This is a genomic window from Bradyrhizobium sp. USDA 3650 (assembly GCF_054057395.1).
Window position 1 is genome coordinate 4,973,919 of record NZ_JBSRZG010000001.1, and the last position, 18,921, is coordinate 4,992,839.

Sequence of the window (18,921 nt, forward strand, 5' to 3'; positions counted from 1 at the left end):
CATGCACCGTTGTCGTCCCGGCGAAGGCCGGGACCCATACCGCGAGGTCTATCGATTGCGGTTGATGCTAATCCCGAACGACCAATCTTCGCAAAACATCTCCCTGCGGTTATGGGTCCCGGCCTTCGCCGGGACGACAGCGAATGCGTGGTGACGTCTTACCCCTCCGCCAGCACCCGCGCATTGGCGCGGACCGAGGCTTCGCTGACGCGGATGCCGAGGCCGGGGCCCTCGGGCACCACGACGTGGCCGCCGCGATTGGCGACGCGCTCTTCCAGCACGTCCTCGGTCAGCACGTGGTGCGGCATGTAGAATTCGCAGCCGAGCGAGATTCCCGGCGTCGCCGCGATCAGCTGCGTGCCGGCGGCGAGCCCGATCCCGCCCTCCCACAGCGTGCCGCCATAGCCCGGCAGGCCGGCGATGTCGGCGATCGCCATGATCGCCTGCGCCTCGAACAGGCCGCCGGCCTTCATCAGCTTGATCGAGACGGCATCGGCCGCCTCGCGGCGCACCACCTCCATCATGTCGCGGCGGTCGAAGCAGCTTTCGTCCGCGAGCACCGGCGTTTCCAGCGCCGCGGTGAGCTGCGCCATCACGTCGAGAAATTTGCGCGGCACCGGCTGCTCGATGAAGGTCGGCGCGAACTGCTCGACGTCGCGCAGGATCTTGATGGCGCCGAATGGCGCTAAGGCCTGGTTGTAATCGACGCGAAGATCGACCTTGTCGCCGAACTCGTTGCGGATCGCCGCGAGATGATCGAGATCCTCGCGATGCGACTTCACGCCGGTCTTGACCTTGTAGATGACATTGCCGTCCGGAACCATTTTCCGCATGCGTTCGAGATCGGCGGCGAAATCCGGATCGGCGATCGAGAACGACAGCGGGATCGTGTCGCGCACGCGGCCGCCGAGCAGGTCGGCGACCGAAAGTCCCGACGATTTGCCGACGATGTCGAGCAGCGCCATTTCGATCGCGACCTTGGCTTCGGCATGTCCGACCAGCGCGCGATCGAGCTCGGCCATCAGCGCGCGGATGCGGCGCACCGGCTTGCCCATCACGATCGGCCGCAGATAGATGTCGAGCGCGGAGAAGGCCGCTTCCGGCGTTCCCGTGAACACTTCCCACGGTGCGGCCTCGCCCCAGCCGATCACGCCGTCGCTGGAAGTGAGCTCGATCAGCACGCGCTTCACCTTGCCCTTGACGTTGCCGACGCCTTGCAGGCGCGCCATCTTGATCGGGCTCTCGATCAGGAACAGCCTGATGCGTTCGACGGTCGCTTCGGTCATGTCAGGCCCCCATTGACGTGCCAGACTTGGCCGGTGACGTAGGATGCTTTCGGGGAGGCCAGGAAGGCGATGATCTCGGCGACTTCCTCCGGCCGCCCGCGGCGGCCCATCGGGATCAGCGCCTCGGTCGCGGCGATCTGTTCGGGTGACAGCCGGCTTTCGCTGGGCCTGTCCTTGACGATGAGGCCCGGCGCGACCGCGTTGACGGTGATGCCCTCCTTGGCGAGCTCGACTGCGGTGAGCCGTACCAGCGCTTCGAGCGCGGAGCGGCTCGCGGCCGTCGCTGCGAAGGGCGCGAACTCCGGCCGGATCGCGTGCGCGACGAAGGACGACACCGCCACGATCCGCGAATCTCGCCCTGCACGCAGCAGCGGGAGCGCCGCGTCCACCAACCGCGTGAACGCCAGCGCCGATTCGTCCATCGCCTTGCGGAACTCATCCGCCGGCGTACCGATGGCGCTGCCGCGGCGGGCATGGCCGCCGACGAGGATCAATCCATCGAGTCGGCCGAAGGCGCTTTGCGTAGCGGCGACGGCGTCGGTGACCGCGGCCTCCTCGGCGAGGTCGCCGAGGCATTTCGCGACGATCGCGCCTTGCGCTTCGGCTTCCGCTGCGGTGGCGTCGAGACCGGCTGCGTTGGAGCGCGTGTGCAGCAGCAGCGCGGTGCCGGGCTCCGCGAGCAGTTTTGCAGTGGCGCGGCCGATGCCGCTGGCGGCGCCGGTGATGAGATAGACGCGATTGATTTCGGACATCACGATGCCGTTGTAACCGGCGGCAGCGCGCCGGTGCGGTGGAAATGGCTGAGGAAGGTGCGCGTCGCGGCTTCCTGCGGATGGTCGATCACCTGCCGCGCCGGGCCTTCCTCGACCACGACACCGTCGCGCATGAAGATGAGCCGGTCGGCGACCTCGCGGGCAAAGGCGATCTCGTGGGTCACGATCACCATGGTCATGCCCTCCGACGCCAGCTGCTGAATCACGGCGAGCACCTCGCCGACGAGCTCGGGGTCGAGCGCGGAGGTGGCCTCGTCGAACAGCATCACGTCCGGTTCCATCGCGAGCGCCCGCGCAATCGCGACGCGCTGCTTCTGTCCGCCCGAGAGCGTTGCCGGATATTGGTCGGCCTTCTCGGCAAGGCCCACCTTGGCGAGTTGGGCCCGCGCCAGCTTCTCCGCGTCAGCCCTGGCCATGCGCCGCACCGTGACCGGTCCCTCCATCACGTTCTGCAGCGTCGTCATGTGCGGGAATAAATTGAAATGCTGGAACACCATGCCGGTGGTGGCGCGGAATCTGGCCAGCGTCTTCACGTCCGGCAGCTTTGTGCCTTCTCCAAAAGCAAAGCGCGTCTCTCCGACGCGGACGCTGCCGCCGTCGGGCGTCACCAGGAGGTTGATGCAGCGGAGCAGCGTCGACTTGCCGGACCCGGATGGGCCGATCAGCGCCACGACACCACCCTTGGCGACGTCGAGGCTGATGCTCTTCAAAACCTCGTTGCTGCCAAAGCTTTTGCGCAGCGCCCGGATCTCGATCTTGGAAGAGGTGTCGCTCATTCGCCGACCGCCAGTCGCTTCTCGCCGCGCCGGACCATGATGGTCAGGGGAATCAGGATCGCCGCATAGGCGACCGCGACTGCGGTGTAGGTTTCCAGCGGACGGTAGCTGTCATGGGCGGCGACCTGGCTCTGATAGACGAGGTCCGGCACCGCCAGCACCGAGACCAGTGAGGTGTTCTTGAACTGGATGATCGACTGGTTCATCAGCGCCGGGATCATGCGCTTGATCGCCTGCGGCAGCACGATGCGCCGCATGCTCTGGGCCGGCGTCATGCCGAGCGCGGCGCCGGCTTCGGACTGGCCGCGATCGATCGAGATGATGCCGCCGCGGATGATCTCCGAATAGAACGAGCCGCCATACAGCGAGAGCGCCAGCGCCGAGGCCGTGATCGGCGTCATCTCGACACCCGCCAGGATCGGCAGCGCGTAATAGAACCAGATCAGCTGCACCAGGATCGGCGTGCAGCGGAATGCCTCGATGAAGGTGAGCGCGAGAAGGCGCACCGCGCGAAAGCGCGACAGGGTGCCGAACGCGCCGAACAGGCCGAAGACGAGGCCGAACACCACGATGACCAAGGTGAAGCCGACGGTGACGCCGAGCCCGTTGAGAAAGAGCCAGCGATAGCTCCAGAGGATGCCGAAGTCCCACTGATACATGCGTGCTTTCTTGCTTCACCTCTCCCGCTTGCGGGAGAGGTCGCATCGCATCGAAGATGCGACGCGGGTGAGGGCTCTGTCCACACGGGGGTTCTCGACTGTGGAGACACCCTCGCCCCGACCCTCTCCCGCAGGCGGGAGAGGGAGCAGGGCGGAGCGTGCGGATCGAGCTCGCTCCGATCTCATCACCTACAGCGAAACGCCCGGCGGAATGTCCGCCTCGGTCACGCCCACCAGCTCCATGTTGGTGATGATCGCGTTGCGGATGAAGCCGAGGCCCTTGTTGAAGTCGATCCAGGTGTTGACGTAGTCGCGCCAGGTCTTGTCGCTCTCGCGGCGGAAGCCGGCGTTCGACGTCGTCGCGAAGATCGGTGTCGGCAGCACGAACTGGCCGAGCGAGGGATTCTTCTTCAGCACGGTCAGCGACAGCATGGTGATCAGGCACTGCGCGTCGACGCGGCCGGTCTGGAGCGCGGCGGTGGCGTCGTCGGCGGTCTTCAGCCGCGAGATCTGCGCCTTCGGCGTCAGGCGGCTCACGACCTGGTCGTGCGAGGAGCCCTGGTCGACCGCGATCTTGACGTCGGGCGAGTTCAGCTCGGCCCAGCTCTTCGGCTTGAAGTCCTTCTTGCAGAGGATGCCGAAGGCGTTGTTGAAGACCGGCACCGAGAAGTCGACCACCAGCGCGCGCTTCGGGGTCGGGTTGAGGCCGAAGAAGATGTCGATCTTGTTGGACTGCAGGTCGAGCACCGAATTGCCCCAAGTGGTCTCGGTGATCTCGAGCTCGGCCTCCATGTCCTCGGCAAGCGCCTTGGCGATGTCGACGTAAAAGCCCTTCCACTGGCCGGTCGAAAGATCCTTCATGTAATAGGGCGCGCCGCCGCCGACCGCGCCGATCCGCATCTTCTTGGTGCGGCGGATGCGGGCGAAGGTCGATTCGTTGGTATCGGCGGTCTGCGCCACGGCCGGGGAGGCCAGCGTCGCCGCAGCCATCGCGCCAAGCCCGACAATCGATGCAACATCACGACGTGTAACCATTGGGATCAATCGCTTTTCTGTTGGAAGGAGTTCCAGCAGCGTTCTTACCAAGGCGCCTCCGGCAGTGAAAGCACAGCCTATCGGCTGGGCAGGCCGGGAATTGCCCGGATGCCGGGCAAGCCACAATGAAGCCCAGCCCGTTCAAGCCGATACCCGCTTGCTTTCCGGTCCTTTTGGCCCCAAATAGGGACCGGGAGATTGGCGGTGGACGAGCCACTCGCCAACCGGGTCAGGTCCGGAAGGAAGCAGCCCTAACGAGGTCCGGATCGGGTCGCTCGTCAGTCTCCTACCTGTTTTTCCGAGCGAATTGCGCCGGTGGCTCGGGCCGCCAGCGCGCTCCTTTCCGCAAAAGCCGGCCGAAAGACACTTCATTGCGGATCGACCGATGACCGACGCTGGCGCCCCTCCCAACCCTGACAGCGCCGGCCAGGCCAGCACGCCCTACCGGGTACTGGCGCGGAAATACCGTCCTTCCTCATTCGACGATCTGATCGGCCAGGAGGCCGTGGTCCGCACCGTCTCCAATGCTTTCGAGACCGGCCGCATTCCGCAGGCCTGGATCCTCACCGGCGTCCGCGGGGTCGGCAAGACCACCACTGCGCGCATTCTTGCCCGTGCGCTCAACTATGAGATGCCGGATGGCTCGGTGAAGGGCCCGACGGTCCAGATGCCGACGCTCGGCGTGCATTGCCAGGCGATCATGGAAAGCCGGCACATGGACGTGCTGGAGATGGACGCGGCCTCGCATACCGGCGTCGACGATGTCCGTCAGATCAATGACAGCGTCCGCTACGCGCCGGCCAGCGCCCGCTACAAGGTCTACATCATCGACGAAGTCCACATGCTGTCGACGGCGGCGTTCAACGCCTTCCTGAAGACGCTGGAGGAACCGCCGGAGCACGCCAAATTCGTGTTCGCCACGACGGAGATCCGCAAGGTTCCCGTGACGGTGCTGTCGCGTTGCCAGCGCTTCGACCTGCGCCGCGTCGAGGCCGACGTGCTGATGAAGCATCTCGCCAACATCGCGGCCAAGGAAAACGTCGAGATCGAGCCTGAAGCGCTCGGCATCATCGCGCGTGCCGCGGAAGGCTCGGTGCGCGATTCGCTCTCGCTGCTCGATCAGGCGATCGCGCATGCGGCAGGCACCGTGAAGGCCGATGCCGTCAGGCAGATGCTGGGGCTCGCCGACCGCACCCGTGTCATCGATCTTTTCGATTCTCTGGCGCGTGGCGACATCGCGTCCGCGTTCAAGGAGTTCCGCGACCAATACGACGTCGGCGCCGATCCGATCGTGGTGCTCTCGGATCTCGCCGAATTCGTCAATTTCGTCACCCGCGTGAAGATCGTGCCGGCGACTGCCGACAACGTCGCCTATGGCGAGACCGAGCGCGTACGCGCACGGGATTTCGCCTCGAAGATCTCGATGCGCGTGCTGTCGCGGATGTGGCAGATGCTGCTCAAGGGCATCACCGAGGTGCAGGCCGCGACGCGGCCGGCGGCAGCCGCCGAGATGGTGCTGGTGCGCATCGCCTATGTCGCCGACCTGCCGACGCCGGACGAAGCGATCAAGATGCTGGAGCAGAACGGCGCGGGTTCGCCGGTCGTGAGCGGCGGCAGTGCCGCGCGCAACGCGCCGGCGGGGCCGGTGGCGTCCGCGGCTCCCGTTCGCATGCCGACATCGTCACCGTCCTCGTTCGGCGGCGGCGGTGCCCGTCCGCAGATGGCAACGCCCGCGCCGGATCCGCAAGCTGCCGCGCCCGTATTGCGCGTCACGAGCTTCACCCAGCTCGTTGCACTGGCCGGGCAGAAACGCGATCTCCTGACCAAGGGCGCGCTCGAAGGCGACATGCGCCTCGTTCGTTTCGAAGAGGGCCGGCTGGAAGTCGCGCTCGAGCCCAACGCCTCCAAGACCATGATTTCCGATCTCGCGCGCAAATTCGAGCTCTGGACCGGGCGCCGCTGGACCGTGATCGTCTCCAACGAGCCGGGCCAGCCGACGCTGCGCTCGGTGAGCCAGGCGGCCAAGCAGGAACATGCGCGTACCGCCGAGGCCGATCCGCGCGTGCGCGAGGTGCTGTCGCGTTTTCCGGGTGCGAAGGTCGTCGAGGTCCGCAGGCTTGCCCCCGAGGCGCCGGAATCCGATATTAACGCCGACTATGGCAGTGACGATCCGCCCGACGGTTCCGACGGCGACGATCTCTAGAGCATGGTCCGGAAAGGCGTGAAGCGCTTTTCCGACTGGATCATGCTCAAAACAATCAGCCAAGGGCGCGACGATGAGCCATCGCGCCAACCAAGGACAGCACCGATGGTCGATATTTTCGGCATGATGAAGCAGGCGCAGCAGCTGCAATCCAAGATGCAGGAGATGCAGGACCAGCTCGCCAACGTCGAGGTCGAGGGCATCTCCGGCGGCGGTCTCGTCGCTGTGCGCATGACCGCGAAAATGGACGTCAAGGGCGTCAAGATCGATCCTTCGCTGATGAAGGCGGAAGAGCGCGAGGTGCTCGAGGATCTGCTCGTCACCGCGTTCGGCGAGGCCCGCCGCAAGGCGGAAGCCGCCATGCAGGAGAAGATGCAGTCGCTCACCGGCGGGCTCGGCCTGCCGCCGGGGCTGTCGGGGCTGTTCGGCCAGTAATATGGGCGCTGTTGCGGGTCCTGAGATCGAGCGGCTGGTCCAACTTCTCGCGCGGCTACCGGGCCTCGGCCCGCGCTCGGCGCGGCGCGCCGCGCTGCATTTGATCAAGAAGCGCGAAGCGCTGATGATGCCGCTGTCCTCGGCCATGCAGGTTGCGCTCGAGAAGGTCCAGGTCTGCAAGACCTGCGGCAACATCGACACGCAAAGTCCCTGCACGGTCTGCACCGATCCGAAGCGCGATCCCTCGATCATCGTCGTCGTCGCCGACGTTGCCGATCTCTGGGCGCTGGAGCGGGCCAATGCCACTCAAGGGCGTTATCACGTGCTGGGCGCGACATTGTCGCCGCTCGACGGCGTCGGCCCCCAGGACCTCACCATCGAGGCGCTGGTCGCGCGCGCGCATGAGGCGCAGGTGAATGAGGTCATCCTGGCGCTGAATGCCACCGTCGACGGCCAGACCACGGCACACTACATCACCGACCTGCTTCAGGACGCCAACGTAAAAGTAACCCGGCTCGCTCATGGTGTGCCGGTCGGCGGCGAGCTTGATTATCTCGATGAAGGTACGCTATCGGCCGCGATGCGGCAGCGCACCCTGTTCTAGCCATCCAGACTTACGGAACGGACGACATGACGAAACTTTTCGCCACACGATGGGCTTTGGTTGCGACGCTGGCGATGCTGGCGACGCCGGCCATCTCCGCGCAGCAAGACGACGGGGCTCCGCCGCCGTCGAAGCCCGGCAAGCCGATCAATGCCGGCGAGGTGCTCTCGGGCGAGCTGAACACGATGAAAGTGCGCGACGTCAAGAACGTCGGCAAGCGGGTTGCGACCTACCAGATCACCTCCGAGCCGCGCCGGCTGCCGCCGCCGAGCGGGCTGTGCAATCTCGAGACCGGCCCCGAAACCTTCCAGCTCGTTCCCAGCGGCGACGCGCAGGCCGCACAGTTGAAGACGTTCGCCGGCAAGGAGATCTCGGTCAAGGTCGACGAGATCGCCTGCGCCAGCGACCCCGGCCAGATGAGCGAGGCCGTGATCACGAAGTGGAGCCTGATCAAGAAGCAGTAGGGGGGCAGCAGATTGGGATGCCGTAGGGTGGGCAAAGCGAAGCGTGCCCACCACCTCCTCTAACTGTTAGCGCGATGGTGGGCACGGCGCGTCGCGCCTTTGCCCACCCTACGGCAGTGTCAAACCCTCACCGGCCCCAGCGCATCAAAATGCCCGCGCTTCTGCAGCCAGGCCAGCAGCACCAGGCTCGGGATCGCCACCAGCATGCAGATCACGAAGAACAGCGGCCAGCCGGTGGTATCAGCCACGAAGCCAGCGCCTGACGAGAGATAGGTCCGCCCTACCGCGGCAAGTGCTGTGAGCAGCGCATATTGCGTCGCCGTGTGCAGCGGGTTCTGGCAGAGCGCCGAAAGATAGGCGACGAAGATCACCGTGCCGATCGCGCTGGTGAAGTTCTCACAGGTGATGGCGAAGGCGAGCGCCCATTGGCTGGTGCCGACAAAGGCCAGCCAGGAGAAGGAGAGATTCGCAAGCGCCTGCACCACGCCGCCGATCCAGAGGCTGGTCGCAAGCGAATAGCGCCGCGCGACGAAGCCGCCGGCAAAGCCGCCGATCAGCGTCGCAGCGAGGCCCACGCCTTTCACGATCGCCGCATAGTCGTTGCGGGAGAAGCCAAGGTCGATCACGAACGGTGCGGTCATGGTGCCGGAGAAGGCGTCGGTGAACTTGAACAGCACGACGAAGGCGAGTGCCGCAAGCGCGTCCTTGCGCGTCAGGAATTCCGAGAAGGCGCCGACCGCCGCGTGCAGCACGCGCGCGAACGCGGTCTGCGTCTGCGTCGCGGCTTCCGCCCGCAACGACTGCTCGGGCTCGGTCGCGACCAGCGCCGTGATCGTCCCGATCAGCACCATCGCCGCCATCACCACATAGCCCCACATCCAGGCGGAGGTGCGGGTGATGCCGGTGCTCTCGAAGCCCGAGACGATGAACAGCGCGCCGGCGGTCGAGACCAGCATGCCGATGCGATAGGCCGCGACATAGGACGCCATGCCGGCGGCCTGCTCGCTTTCCGGCAGGCTCTCGACGCGGAAGGCATCGACCACGATGTCCTGCGTCGACGAGGCCGTCGCCACCAGCAATGCGCCGAGCGCGACGTAGAACGGCGAGCGCGCGGGATCGGTCAGGGCCAGCAGCAGGATCGCGATGATCAGCAGCAATTGGGAGAACAGCAGCCAGCCGCGTCGCCGTCCGAACGCGCGCGTGAACAGCGGCACATGCATCGCATCCACCAGCGGCGCCCACAGGAATTTCAGCGTGTAGGGCGTGCCGACCAGGGCAAACAGCCCGATGGTCTTGAGATCGACGCCGGATTCCCGCATCCACACCAGCAGCGTCGAGCCCGACAGCGCCAGCGGCAGCCCGGACGAGAAGCCGAGGAACAGCACGATCAGCACCCGCGGTTGCAGGTAAACGGCAAGGCTGTCACGCCAGGAGGTGGGGGCCGTGCCGGAGCCGGCAGGGGAGGTCGCGTCGGGTGCGGTCATGGCAGGGTGTTAGCAGATTCTGGCGGCCACAAGGGAGGTGTCGTTACTGCCGGCCACAAGGGAGGTTGTCGTCGCCCGGCTTGACCGGGCGACCCAGTATTCCAGAGGCCGAAGTTAGGGAGGGCCTGCGATCCTCGAATAGAGGTCGTTCCAATCCGGATTGTCTTTCTCGATCAGCGCGATCTTCCAGTCGCGTTTCCACTTCTTCAGTCGTTTCTCACGTTTGATCGCATTCTCGGGATCATCGAATTTCTCGAAATAAACCAGCTTCACGACGCCGTATTCCTTCGTAAAGCTCTCCACCAATTGCAATTTGTGTTCGGCCACACGACGGATGAGATCATTCGTCACGCCGATGTAGAGCGTGCCGCCGATCTTGCTGGCGAGGATATAGACGTAGTAGCAGCGTTCGCCCATCTGCCGTCTCTGGAATACTGGGTCGCCCGGTCAAGCCGGGCGACGACAGCGGTGTTGAGGCGGCAGCTTACTGTATCGTGGAGGATAATCACTCCCCCGCCTGGAGCTTCCGCGGGAACAGTTCGGCAGCGCCGGTCGCGACCAGATGCGGCGCTTCCGGCGCATCGCTCTTGCTGAAATCGAGCTCCTCGATCCGCCCCGCGCGTTTCTCGATCTTGTCGGCGGAGATCAGCACCTGGCGCACGTCCTCATTCGCGTCGGCAAAATGCTTCTGCAGCTTCAGCACGCGATCGCGCAGGCGGCCGAGATCGTCGCCGAGCTTGATCACCTCGGTGCGGATCTGGTCGGCGGCGTCGCGCATGCGCGCGTCCTTCATGATCTGCTGCATCACCTGGATCGCCAGCATCAGCAGCGACGGCGACACCAGCACGACCCGGGCGCGATACGCCTTCTGGATCACGTCGTCGAAACCGTCGTGGATCTCGGCGTAGACCGATTCCGACGGCACGAACATCAGCGCCATGTCCTGGGTCTCGCCGGCGACGAGATATTTCTCGGCGATGTCGCTGACATGCTTCATGACGTCGCCGCGCAGCCGCTGCGTGGCGATCCGCTTTTCCTCGTCGCTGCGCGCGTCATGCAGCGCGGTCATCGCTTCCAGCGGAAATTTCGCGTCGATGCAGAGTGGGCGCTGGTCGGGCAGGAACACCACGCAATCGGGCCGCTTGCCGGTCGAGAGCGTGAACTGGAACTCGTAGGCGCCCTTCGGCAGACCGTCCTGGACGATCGCCTCCATCCGCGCCTGACCGAAGGCGCCGCGCGACTGCTTGTTGGCGAGTACGTCGCGCAGGGTCGTCACCTGCGTGGTGAGATCGGTGAGGTTCTTGTGCGCGCTGTCGATGATGCCGAGCCGCTCGTGCAGCGCGCGCAGGCTCTCCATGGTATTGCGGGTGGTGTGCTCCATGGACTGGCCGACGCGGTGGGTCACCGAATCCAGCCGCTCGTTGACCGCGCGTGCCATGTCGGCCTGGCGGCCGGCCAGCGTCTGGGTCATGGCGTCGACCCGCCCCGAAGCCTCGCTCTGGGCATGCAGCATCTGGCTGATGCGCTCCTCGAGTTCGTCGGCGCGGATGGCGTTGGCCATCGCGAGTTCCGCGCCGCGCCGCCCGGAGCGCGCGATCACGACGGCGATCACCACCATCAGGATGAGGACCAGGGCGCCGAAGCCGATCAGCGCGTCTACGGTGCGCACCGGCCAGTCGCCGAGCATGAAAATGATCTCGTTCATGCCCTGCTTCTAGCCGATTCGCTTGGGGACACGAACGAATAGCGAACATTTAGCGTAAATGCCCCGTTAATTTTTATGGTTAACGAAAGGCGAAGTTTTATGGTTAGCGGAGGGTTAACGGGGTTCCCGGCCGGATTGACCGCATCGAACGCGCGGCTTAAATCGCGGCCATGGCCCTCAGAGAAATCATCATCCTGCCCGACAAGCAGCTGCGTCTGGTCTCCAAGCCGATCGAGAAGGTCACGCCGGAGATCCGCAAGCTTGCCGACGACATGTTCGAGACCATGTACGACGCGCCCGGCATCGGGCTCGCGGCGATCCAGATCGCGCAGCCGCTGCGGCTGATCACCATGGACCTCGCCAAGCCCGACCAGGACGGCGAGACCAAGCCCGAGCCGCGCGTCTTCATCAATCCGGAAATCATCGCCTCCTCGCAGGACCTGTCGGTCTACGAGGAAGGCTGTTTGTCGATCCCCGAATATTACGAGGAGGTCGAGCGCCCTGCGAAGGTGCGGGTGCGCTACATGGATCTGGACGGCAAGGTGCACGAGGAGGACGCCGAAGGCCTCTACGCCACCTGCATCCAGCACGAGATCGACCATCTCAACGGCGTGCTGTTCGTCGACTATCTGTCAAAGCTCAAGCGCGACCGCGTGCTGAAGAAGTTCGAGAAAGCCGCCAAGCGCGCGGAGTGAGTAGGGTTCTCTCTCGTCGTCATGGCCGGGCTTGACCCGGCCATCCACGCCTTGCTTGCTTTGTCGCCAAGACCGTGGATGCCCGGGACAAGCCCGGGCATGACGGAGAAACCATCCTTACCGAGCGCCGCCACATGCCCCTCCGCCTGATCTTCATGGGCACGCCCGATTTCTCCGTGCCGACGCTGCTCGAGCTCGTCGCGCATGGCCATGAGATCGTGGCCGTGTATACGCGCGCGCCCAAGCCCGGCGGCCGGCGCGGCCTGCAATTGCAGCCGACCCCGGTGGAAGAGGCCGCGCGAAAGCTCGGCGTGCCGGTGCTGACGCCGAAGACATTGAAAACGCCGGAGGCGCTGGAAGAATTTCGCGCCTTCGACGCCGATGCGGCCGTCGTCGTCGCCTATGGCATGATCCTGCCGCAGGCGATCCTCGATGCGCCAAAGCTCGGCTGCTACAATCTGCACGCCTCGCTGCTGCCACGCTGGCGCGGCGCTGCTCCCATCAACCGCGCGATCATGGCCGGCGATGCCGAGACCGGCGTGATGGTGATGAAGATGGATGTTGGCCTCGACACCGGCGACGTCGCCATGGCCGAGCGTCTCGCGATCACGGACACCATGACCGCGCTCGATCTGCACGATCGTCTGTCCCGGCTCGGTGCCGATCTGATGGTGCGCGCCATGGCCGCGCTCGATCGCGGTGGGCTTCAACTCAAGCAGCAGAGCGAGGACGGCGTCACCTATGCCGCCAAGATCGACAAGGCCGAAGCGCGGATCGACTGGACCCGGCCCGCGCGCGAGGTGCTGCGCCATATCCACGGCCTGTCGCCTTTTCCCGGCGCCTGGGCCGAGCTTGAGAATGCGCGGATAAAAATCCTGCGCTGCGAGCTGGCGAAAGGCACGGGCGCACCCGGCGAGGTGCTCGACGATCACCTCACCATCGCCTGCGGCGAGGGCGCAATCCGTCTGATCGAGCTCCAACGCGAAGGCAAGGCGCGCATGCAGGCCGCGGACTTCCTGCGCGGCGTGCCGTTGAAGCCGCCGATGCGGCTGGCCTGATGCCCCGCTACAAGCTCATCATCGAATATGACGGCGCGCCGTTCTTCGGCTGGCAGGTGCAGGAGACGCTGCCCTCGGTGCAAGGCGCGTTGGAAGCGGCGGTGAAGGCGATGACCGGCGCCGATGCGCGCGTGCACGGTGCCGGGCGCACCGATGCTGGCGTGCATGCGCGTGGCCAGGTCGCGCATGTCGATATCGACAAGCAGTTTCCGCAGGGCCGTTTTCGCGACGGCTTGAATGCGCATTTGCGCCCGCATCCGGTGGCGGTGCTCGAAGCCGAGATCGTGCCTGATAGTTTCGAGGCGCGCTTCTCGGCCGTGAAGCGCCACTACCGCTACCGCATCGTCAACACCCGTGCCAATCTCGCGCTCGACGCCGGCCATGCCTGGCGCGTGCCGCGCCGGCTCGATGCCGATGCGATGCATGCGGCGGCACAGCGCCTGCTCGGCAAGCACGATTTCACCACCTTTCGCGACACCGAGTGCCAGGCCAAGTCGCCGGAGAAGACGCTCGACCAGCTCGACGTGCTGCGCGACGGCCGCGAGATCAATATTCTCACCTCGGCGCGCTCGTTCCTGCACAGCCAGGTGCGCTCGATGGTGGGGTCGCTGATGTGGGTCGGCGAAGGCCGCTGGACCGCCGATGATCTCTCCGCAGCGCTCGCCGCGCGCAACCGCGCCGCCTGCGGCATCGTCGCCCCGCCGGACGGGCTGTATCTGATGCAGGTGGATTATTAGAGATTGATGCCGCCACTGCCGTCATGGCCGGGCTTGTCCCGGCCATCCACGAACTTTGTTTCGCGGTCGCAAAGAACGTGGATGCCCGGGACAAGCCCGGGCATGACGGCGGAGTGATTGGCGGCGGCGAGATAACCTCACAGCCTACCCAAAATACCTCGCCAAAATCCCGCGATACACCTTGGTCAGCTGCTCCAAATCCCTGACCGGCACGCGTTCGTCGACCTGGTGCATGGTCTGGCCGACCAGGCCGAATTCGATCACCGGGCAATAGCTCGAGATGAAGCGGGCATCCGAGGTGCCGCCTGAGGTCGACAGCTCCGGCTTGCGGCCCGTCACCTCCTCGATCGCGGACACCGCGAGTTCGGTGAACGGGCCGGGCTTGGTCACGAACACGTTCGAGTTCGAGGGCTCCCAGACGATGCGGGCGCGGATGCGGTTGCCGCAGGCTTTGGTCAGCCGCGTCTCGACCAGCTCGCGCAGGCTCGCCTGGGTGTGATTGTCGTTGTAGCGGATGTTGAATTTTGCGCGGGCCTGTCCCGGGATGACGTTGTTGGCGGTGTTGCCGACGTCGACCGAGGTGAATTCGAGATTGGAGGCTTGGAACTGCGCGCTGCCATGGTCGAGCGGCTCGTCGGAGATGGCCACGATCAGCCGCGAGATATCAGGCACCGGATTGGCGGCGCGGTGCGGATAGGCGACGTGGCCCTGCACGCCATCGACGTAGAGCGTGCCGGATTGCGAGCCGCGGCGGCCGACCTTGATGGTGTCGCCGAGCGTCTCGACATTGGAAGGCTCGCCCAGCACGCAATGGTCGAATTTTTCGCCGCGCTCCGCCGCCCATTGCAGCAGCTTAATGGTGCCGTTGATGGAGACGTCTTCCTCGTCACCGGTGATCAGAAAGGAGATCGAGCCCTGTCCGTCCGCGCGCGGCGTCCCGTCGTTCGCGGCGAGATGCTCCAGCACCGCGGCGACCGAGCAGGCGATGCCGCCCTTCATGTCGACCGCGCCGCGGCCATGCAGAAAGCCGTCCTTCACCTCGCCTGAGAACGCGCCGACGCTCCAGGCGCTCTCGTCGCCCGGCGGCACCACGTCGGTATGGCCGGCAAAGGTGATGTGCGGCCCGTCAGTGCCGATCCGCGCATAGAGATTGTCGACGTCGGCGGTGCCGGGCTCGCTGAAGGTGACGCGGTGGCATGTGAAGCCGGCCACGGTGAGAGCTTGTTCGAGCACGCCCAGCGCACCGGCATCTTCAGGGGTTACCGAGGGGCAGCGGATGAGATCGCGGGCAATCGAGAGAGCATCGGTCATGCGCCCCGCTTAACATGCATGCCGCCGGGTGGGCTAGCACTGGGCGGGACAAATTCGATCTCGCTTTGCTGGTCCCAGCTTTTCGCCGCAGGCGGGGCGGGCGCGGAGCCATCTTCAACCTCGGCCAACGGATCGGGGCCGAACCGGTTGTCGCCCGAGGTGCCGGGGACAATGAACATTTCCACGAGGCCCCAAAACCACGGAATGTGCACGGTCCAGGCGAGGGCAACAGCCCAGTTTGAATTGGTCGGCAGCAGGTCCGAGAACTGGTCGAACAACGCGGGCACGAGGAAGAACGGAACCAGCCACCAGCCGCTCCGGTCGCGATCGTGCAGCCGCTTGGTCGCGGTTGCCAGGTAGATCCACAGGAATAGCGAGCTGCCGAGCACCTTGAGGATGAGGGTCGGACGATCAGTCGTAGCCAGCAGACGATAGGCCCTGGGATCGACCACGTTGAAGAGGTCGTCGACACCGAAATCGAAGTCGAGCTTGAAGTTGAAGGCGAAAGTTGCGGCCCCGTTCAGCACCTTGATGGCCTGGTCGATCATCCCGAGCATGCAGGCCAGCAACATGACGATCAGCAGCGCCTGCCACAGCAGCGCGCGGTTGATGCGGCCGTCGAAGCGGAACAGATACCAGGCCCAGTCCATGCCAAAGACTCCGGGCGGGAGAGGTCGCCCGGATGTTGGTCGCGATGGAGGGAGGGAGGGTTCGATGGACCCTGGGTGTCGTCCCGGCGAAGGCCGGGACCCATACCGCGGAATCTCTCGATTGTGGATGGTCGGCGTACCAACCGCAAATCTTCGCCAACCACCGCCCGTGGTTATGGGTCCCGGCCTTCGCCGGGACGACGTCGGAGAGGTAGACGTACACGCGGATCAATCCCGCAGCAGCTCGTTGATGCTGGTCTTGGAGCGCGTGCGCTCGTCGACGCGCTTGACGATGACGGCGCAGGCGGTGCTCGGGCCGATCTGGCCGTTCTTCATGGGCTTGCCGGGCAGCGCGCCGGGAACGACGACCGAATATTCCGGCACTTCACCGATAAAGATCTCGCCGGTGTCGCGGTCGACGATTTTGGTCGACGCACCCAGGAACACGCCCATCGACAGCACCGCGCCCTTGCGCACGATCACGCCTTCGGCGACCTCGGAGCGCGCGCCGATGAAGCAATCGTCCTCGATGATCACAGGCTCGGCCTGCAGCGGCTCGAGCACGCCGCCGATGCCGACGCCGCCGGAGATGTGCACGCGCTTGCCGATCTGCGCGCAGGAGCCAACGGTCGACCAGGTGTCGATCATGGTGGATTCATCGACATAGGCGCCGAGATTGACGAAGGACGGCATCAGCACGACGTTGCGGGCGATGAAGGCCGAGCGGCGCACGATGGAGCCGGGGACGGCGCGAAAACCGGCGTCGCGAAAACGGTTCTCGCCCCAGCCGTCGAACTTCGACGGCACCTTGTCCCACCAGGCCGCCTTGCCGGGGCCCCCGGGGATGGCGCCCATGTCGTTGAGGCGGAACGAGAGCAGCACCGCCTTCTTCAGCCACTGATTGACCTTCCACTTGCCGTCGGTCCCACGCTCGGCAACGCGGGCCTCGCCCTTGTCCAGAATCTCCAGCGCGTGATCCACGGCCTCGCGGACCTCGCCCCTGGTCGAGGTCGAGACGCCGTCGCGCGCCTCGAAGGCGCCGTTGATGGTGGATTCGAGGGCGGACAGGGACATTTGGCGATCCTTGAGCGGTATTTGCGGGAATTTGGATCGCTTTTTCGGGACTTGGAGCGAGAGAGTCAAGAACGCAGTCGGCCATGTCCCGGCGCGTTCGGATGCGCCCGGGACATGGCCGGCCGCTATTTTGATGTGCCCGCGAGATCGATGCCGTTCACGATACGCTCGCAGAGGCCGGCGAGCTCATTTCCGAGTTCAGTCAAGGCCGGCGAGCGGTAGCGCGCGAAGGCGATAGCCGGATCAAGCCATCGCAGTTCGGCTTGACCGTCGGGAAAGCCGATCACGGCGAACTTCAGGGGGGCCTCGAGCAGCGCCGCACTATCGGCGGCCAGCAGCCGCGACATCAGCCGTGGGTGGAAAAACAGGACCTGACGCGCGGGCCCGATGGCGAAGCCGCCACGACTGAGCAGCATTTGCGGGTCGATCTCGTGCAGGATCCAGAGGTCTGCCGCGATAATTCCCTGCTTCAAGCGGGCGACCACCTCTTCGACGGTCAGCGAAGATGAGACCGACCGTTGAAACGAGCTTGCGGCCAAACCGCATCCGGAGAACGCCACGGATTGCAGTGTTTGCGACATCGGATCAGCCTTCGTCCGGCCTTGGTGCCCTGCTCGCATCGAACGCTTCGAGCGTCCGTGCAGAGTAGACCAACGAAGCACCCGCACCGATCGCAATTGCAACGCCGAGGGCCTCCGCGAGCTCCTCGCGGCTTGCGCCGTGACGTGCGGCGGCGTCGGCGTGAACCGCAATACACCCGTCGCAGCGGGCGGTCACGGCCGCCGCCAGTGCGATCAACTCGCGCGTCTTGTCGTCCAGCTTTCCTGTCTGGGCGCCAGCCGCCCCAAGTTCGCGATAGCCTTTCAGCGTCGCCGGACTTAGGGCGCCAATGTCGCCGATCCGCGCCAGCAAGTCGCTCCGATAGGCGCTCCAATCCATCATCATTGTCTCTCTCCTCGAACGGCAGGGGTTGCCGAGCTCGAGAGATAGACGTGCGGTCTCGCCGGAGCCATCAGCTATGGGCGTATGGCCGCTATACAGCTTGCCGAAGCGTCAGGCGAATTGACGGAATTCTCCAGCGATGAAGTCCACCACGGCGCGAACCCGCCGGACCTTGCCGGTGTCGCGATGAAATCCCAGCCACAGCTCGCGGCTCGGGACGGGCGCCGGAGTCTTGATGGAACGAAGCGTGGGATAGGCCGAGGCCAGGCGAGTTGGCAAGCAAACCAGCCCCGCGCCGGCGGCGGCTGCCGCGGCCTGACCATCGCGGCTGTTGCTGCAGAATCCAACATGTGCCAGCGGCAGATAGCCACGCAGCCATTTCGTCTCCGCAACGCTTTCGGCGAGCGCCGCGTTCATCGTGATGAGCGCAGCGTCAGCGCCACCGCCCGAGAAATCGGGCGGTCCCTTTACCTTGAGATACGCAGCAGCAGCATAAAGCTCGAACGGAATGCTGCCGATCTTCCGCTGCATCAGTCCGTCCTGCTGGAAACGCCCGAAGCGCAGGGCGACATCTATCTCCCGCCGCGTGAGGCTCAGGGCCTCGGCGTCAGTAACCAGCTCGACGGTGACGGTCGGATGCGCCGCGCAGAACTTCGCCAGCAAAGGCGAGAGGATCCGTGCCCCGAGCCATTCGGGTGAGGTCACGCGCACCGTTCCGGTCAGTCCAGCGCTGCTGCCGACTGCGATCCGCTGCGCCGCCAGTGCTACGTCCTCCATCCTCTCGGCATAATCAAGGATTTGTCGTCCGGTGTCGGAGAGTCGAAGTCCGGAGGGAAGGCGGTCGAACAGGATTGCACCGAGCTTGCTTTCGAACAGCTCGAGGCGCCGGCTCATTGTCGGCTGCGTGGTGCCCAGCTTTCGTGCGGCACCCGAGAGGCTTTTTTCGCGAGCCAGGTACAGGAAGTAGCGCAGATCTTCCCATTCGATCGCAGCCAAATCTGTCGGCTTCTGGGGCACGGTCGCTCCTGCG

At 65.2% G+C, this 18,921-nt stretch carries 21 protein-coding genes and 1 other RNA gene; 8 read left to right on the forward strand and 14 right to left on the reverse strand.

Annotated features, from left to right (window positions below; genetic code table 11):
- Positions 1–158: 158 nt before the first annotated feature.
- From ACVIN2_RS23120 to ACVIN2_RS23140, 5 genes are all read right to left on the reverse strand, one after another.
- Positions 159–1,286: a muconate cycloisomerase family protein gene (locus tag ACVIN2_RS23120; protein ID WP_456767303.1), complete on the reverse strand. Its 1,128-nt coding sequence runs from the start codon at positions 1,284–1,286 to the stop codon at positions 159–161.
- Positions 1,283–2,038, reverse strand: a complete 756-nt coding sequence (locus ACVIN2_RS23125; protein WP_456767304.1) for an SDR family NAD(P)-dependent oxidoreductase — start codon at positions 2,036–2,038, stop codon at positions 1,283–1,285. Before ACVIN2_RS23125 ends, ACVIN2_RS23120 begins: the two co-directional genes overlap by 4 nt.
- Entirely contained in the window at positions 2,038–2,835 is a 798-nt protein-coding gene (locus tag ACVIN2_RS23130; protein ID WP_456767305.1) for an amino acid ABC transporter ATP-binding protein, read from the reverse strand. Before ACVIN2_RS23130 ends, ACVIN2_RS23125 begins: the two co-directional genes overlap by 1 nt.
- The gene (locus ACVIN2_RS23135) at positions 2,832–3,494 is read right to left on the reverse strand and encodes an amino acid ABC transporter permease (protein WP_456767306.1); all 663 of its coding nucleotides are present in this window, start codon (positions 3,492–3,494) and stop codon (positions 2,832–2,834) included. The genes ACVIN2_RS23130 and ACVIN2_RS23135 overlap by 4 nt, the downstream gene beginning before the upstream one ends.
- A gap of 189 nt (positions 3,495–3,683) precedes the next feature.
- Positions 3,684–4,529, reverse strand: a complete 846-nt coding sequence (locus ACVIN2_RS23140; RefSeq protein ID WP_456767307.1) for a transporter substrate-binding domain-containing protein — start codon at positions 4,527–4,529, stop codon at positions 3,684–3,686.
- A 193-nt stretch (positions 4,530–4,722) separates the two neighbouring features.
- Here ACVIN2_RS23140 and ffs point away from each other — a divergent pair.
- The 5 genes from ffs (at position 4,723) to ACVIN2_RS23165 (ending at position 8,235) form a co-directional block, all read left to right on the forward strand.
- Positions 4,723–4,819, forward strand: an RNA gene (ffs, locus tag ACVIN2_RS23145) — signal recognition particle sRNA small type.
- 95 nt (positions 4,820–4,914) lie between these two features.
- Positions 4,915–6,732 (forward strand): DNA polymerase III subunit gamma/tau, encoded by a 1,818-nt coding sequence (locus tag ACVIN2_RS23150; protein WP_456767308.1) that lies wholly within the window; start codon positions 4,915–4,917, stop codon positions 6,730–6,732.
- A 105-nt stretch (positions 6,733–6,837) separates the two neighbouring features.
- Complete coding sequence (locus ACVIN2_RS23155) at positions 6,838–7,167, forward strand: YbaB/EbfC family nucleoid-associated protein (RefSeq protein WP_007597704.1); 330 nt, start codon at positions 6,838–6,840, stop codon at positions 7,165–7,167.
- A gap of 1 nt (position 7,168) precedes the next feature.
- Entirely contained in the window at positions 7,169–7,771 is a 603-nt protein-coding gene (gene recR / locus ACVIN2_RS23160; protein ID WP_456767309.1) for a recombination mediator RecR, read from the forward strand.
- A gap of 26 nt (positions 7,772–7,797) precedes the next feature.
- Complete coding sequence (locus ACVIN2_RS23165; protein WP_456767310.1) at positions 7,798–8,235, forward strand: hypothetical protein; 438 nt, start codon at positions 7,798–7,800, stop codon at positions 8,233–8,235.
- A 119-nt stretch (positions 8,236–8,354) separates the two neighbouring features.
- On the opposite strand, the gene ACVIN2_RS23170 is transcribed toward ACVIN2_RS23165, so the two are convergent.
- The 3 genes from ACVIN2_RS23170 to ACVIN2_RS23180 form a co-directional block, all read right to left on the reverse strand.
- Positions 8,355–9,719: an AmpG family muropeptide MFS transporter gene (locus ACVIN2_RS23170; protein ID WP_456767311.1), complete on the reverse strand. Its 1,365-nt coding sequence runs from the start codon at positions 9,717–9,719 to the stop codon at positions 8,355–8,357.
- Between the two features lie 114 nt (positions 9,720–9,833).
- On the reverse strand, positions 9,834–10,136 hold the full coding sequence (locus tag ACVIN2_RS23175) for a GIY-YIG nuclease family protein (RefSeq protein ID WP_456767312.1): 303 nt from the start codon (positions 10,134–10,136) through the stop codon (positions 9,834–9,836).
- 88 nt (positions 10,137–10,224) lie between these two features.
- Positions 10,225–11,424 (reverse strand): DNA recombination protein RmuC, encoded by a 1,200-nt coding sequence (locus ACVIN2_RS23180; protein WP_456767313.1) that lies wholly within the window; start codon positions 11,422–11,424, stop codon positions 10,225–10,227.
- A gap of 170 nt (positions 11,425–11,594) precedes the next feature.
- Here ACVIN2_RS23180 and def point away from each other — a divergent pair, with 170 nt between their 5' ends.
- The 3 genes from def (at position 11,595) to truA (ending at position 13,914) form a co-directional block, all read left to right on the forward strand.
- Positions 11,595–12,119, forward strand: a complete 525-nt coding sequence (gene def, locus ACVIN2_RS23185; RefSeq protein WP_456767314.1) for a peptide deformylase — start codon at positions 11,595–11,597, stop codon at positions 12,117–12,119.
- Between the two features lie 134 nt (positions 12,120–12,253).
- Positions 12,254–13,177, forward strand: coding sequence for a methionyl-tRNA formyltransferase (gene fmt / locus ACVIN2_RS23190; RefSeq protein ID WP_456767315.1), 924 nt, complete (start codon positions 12,254–12,256; stop codon positions 13,175–13,177).
- Positions 13,177–13,914 (forward strand): tRNA pseudouridine(38-40) synthase TruA, encoded by a 738-nt coding sequence (gene truA, locus ACVIN2_RS23195; protein WP_456767316.1) that lies wholly within the window; start codon positions 13,177–13,179, stop codon positions 13,912–13,914. The genes fmt and truA overlap by 1 nt, the downstream gene beginning before the upstream one ends.
- A 144-nt stretch (positions 13,915–14,058) precedes the next feature.
- On the opposite strand, the gene dapE is transcribed toward truA, so the two are convergent.
- The 6 genes from dapE to ACVIN2_RS23225 form a co-directional block, all read right to left on the reverse strand.
- On the reverse strand, positions 14,059–15,225 hold the full coding sequence (gene dapE, locus ACVIN2_RS23200; RefSeq protein WP_456767317.1) for a succinyl-diaminopimelate desuccinylase: 1,167 nt from the start codon (positions 15,223–15,225) through the stop codon (positions 14,059–14,061).
- Positions 15,222–15,875 carry a DUF805 domain-containing protein gene (locus tag ACVIN2_RS23205; RefSeq protein ID WP_456767318.1) on the reverse strand — a complete coding sequence of 218 codons (654 nt, stop codon included), beginning with the start codon at positions 15,873–15,875 and terminating at the stop codon, positions 15,222–15,224. Before ACVIN2_RS23205 ends, dapE begins: the two co-directional genes overlap by 4 nt.
- Positions 15,876–16,103: 228 nt before the next feature.
- Positions 16,104–16,949, reverse strand: coding sequence for a 2,3,4,5-tetrahydropyridine-2,6-dicarboxylate N-succinyltransferase (gene dapD, locus ACVIN2_RS23210; protein WP_456767319.1), 846 nt, complete (start codon positions 16,947–16,949; stop codon positions 16,104–16,106).
- Between the two features lie 125 nt (positions 16,950–17,074).
- Complete coding sequence (locus tag ACVIN2_RS23215; RefSeq protein ID WP_456767320.1) at positions 17,075–17,530, reverse strand: DUF302 domain-containing protein; 456 nt, start codon at positions 17,528–17,530, stop codon at positions 17,075–17,077.
- A gap of 4 nt (positions 17,531–17,534) precedes the next feature.
- A complete protein-coding gene (locus tag ACVIN2_RS23220) occupies positions 17,535–17,894 on the reverse strand; it encodes a carboxymuconolactone decarboxylase family protein (protein ID WP_456767321.1) in 360 nt (119 codons plus the stop codon).
- Positions 17,895–18,002: 108 nt separating this feature from the next.
- Complete coding sequence (locus ACVIN2_RS23225) at positions 18,003–18,908, reverse strand: LysR family transcriptional regulator (RefSeq protein WP_456767322.1); 906 nt, start codon at positions 18,906–18,908, stop codon at positions 18,003–18,005.
- Positions 18,909–18,921 lie beyond the last annotated feature (13 nt).

What these genes read in the sequence shown, in the direction of transcription:
- dapD (WP_456767319.1), bottom strand. Translation starts at nt 16,949, where the DNA reads ATGTCCCTGTCCGCCCTCGAATCCACCATCAACGGCGCCTTCGAGGCG.
- def (WP_456767314.1), top strand. Translation starts at nt 11,595, where the DNA reads ATGGCCCTCAGAGAAATCATCATCCTGCCCGACAAGCAGCTGCGTCTG.
- ACVIN2_RS23130 (WP_456767305.1), bottom strand. Translation starts at nt 2,835, where the DNA reads ATGAGCGACACCTCTTCCAAGATCGAGATCCGGGCGCTGCGCAAAAGC.
- ACVIN2_RS23170 (WP_456767311.1), bottom strand. Translation starts at nt 9,719, where the DNA reads ATGACCGCACCCGACGCGACCTCCCCTGCCGGCTCCGGCACGGCCCCC.
- ACVIN2_RS23175 (WP_456767312.1), bottom strand. Translation starts at nt 10,136, where the DNA reads ATGGGCGAACGCTGCTACTACGTCTATATCCTCGCCAGCAAGATCGGC.
- ACVIN2_RS23135 (WP_456767306.1), bottom strand. Translation starts at nt 3,494, where the DNA reads ATGTATCAGTGGGACTTCGGCATCCTCTGGAGCTATCGCTGGCTCTTT.
- ACVIN2_RS23125 (WP_456767304.1), bottom strand. Translation starts at nt 2,038, where the DNA reads ATGTCCGAAATCAATCGCGTCTATCTCATCACCGGCGCCGCCAGCGGC.
- ACVIN2_RS23155 (WP_007597704.1), top strand. Translation starts at nt 6,838, where the DNA reads ATGGTCGATATTTTCGGCATGATGAAGCAGGCGCAGCAGCTGCAATCC.
- ACVIN2_RS23215 (WP_456767320.1), bottom strand. Translation starts at nt 17,530, where the DNA reads ATGTCGCAAACACTGCAATCCGTGGCGTTCTCCGGATGCGGTTTGGCC.
- dapE (WP_456767317.1), bottom strand. Translation starts at nt 15,225, where the DNA reads ATGACCGATGCTCTCTCGATTGCCCGCGATCTCATCCGCTGCCCCTCG.
- ACVIN2_RS23180 (WP_456767313.1), bottom strand. Translation starts at nt 11,424, where the DNA reads ATGAACGAGATCATTTTCATGCTCGGCGACTGGCCGGTGCGCACCGTA.
- truA (WP_456767316.1), top strand. Translation starts at nt 13,177, where the DNA reads ATGCCCCGCTACAAGCTCATCATCGAATATGACGGCGCGCCGTTCTTC.
- ACVIN2_RS23120 (WP_456767303.1), bottom strand. Translation starts at nt 1,286, where the DNA reads ATGACCGAAGCGACCGTCGAACGCATCAGGCTGTTCCTGATCGAGAGC.
- ACVIN2_RS23165 (WP_456767310.1), top strand. Translation starts at nt 7,798, where the DNA reads ATGACGAAACTTTTCGCCACACGATGGGCTTTGGTTGCGACGCTGGCG.
- recR (WP_456767309.1), top strand. Translation starts at nt 7,169, where the DNA reads ATGGGCGCTGTTGCGGGTCCTGAGATCGAGCGGCTGGTCCAACTTCTC.
- ACVIN2_RS23150 (WP_456767308.1), top strand. Translation starts at nt 4,915, where the DNA reads ATGACCGACGCTGGCGCCCCTCCCAACCCTGACAGCGCCGGCCAGGCC.
- ACVIN2_RS23140 (WP_456767307.1), bottom strand. Translation starts at nt 4,529, where the DNA reads ATGGTTACACGTCGTGATGTTGCATCGATTGTCGGGCTTGGCGCGATG.
- fmt (WP_456767315.1), top strand. Translation starts at nt 12,254, where the DNA reads ATGCCCCTCCGCCTGATCTTCATGGGCACGCCCGATTTCTCCGTGCCG.
- ACVIN2_RS23220 (WP_456767321.1), bottom strand. Translation starts at nt 17,894, where the DNA reads ATGATGATGGATTGGAGCGCCTATCGGAGCGACTTGCTGGCGCGGATC.
- ACVIN2_RS23205 (WP_456767318.1), bottom strand. Translation starts at nt 15,875, where the DNA reads ATGGACTGGGCCTGGTATCTGTTCCGCTTCGACGGCCGCATCAACCGC.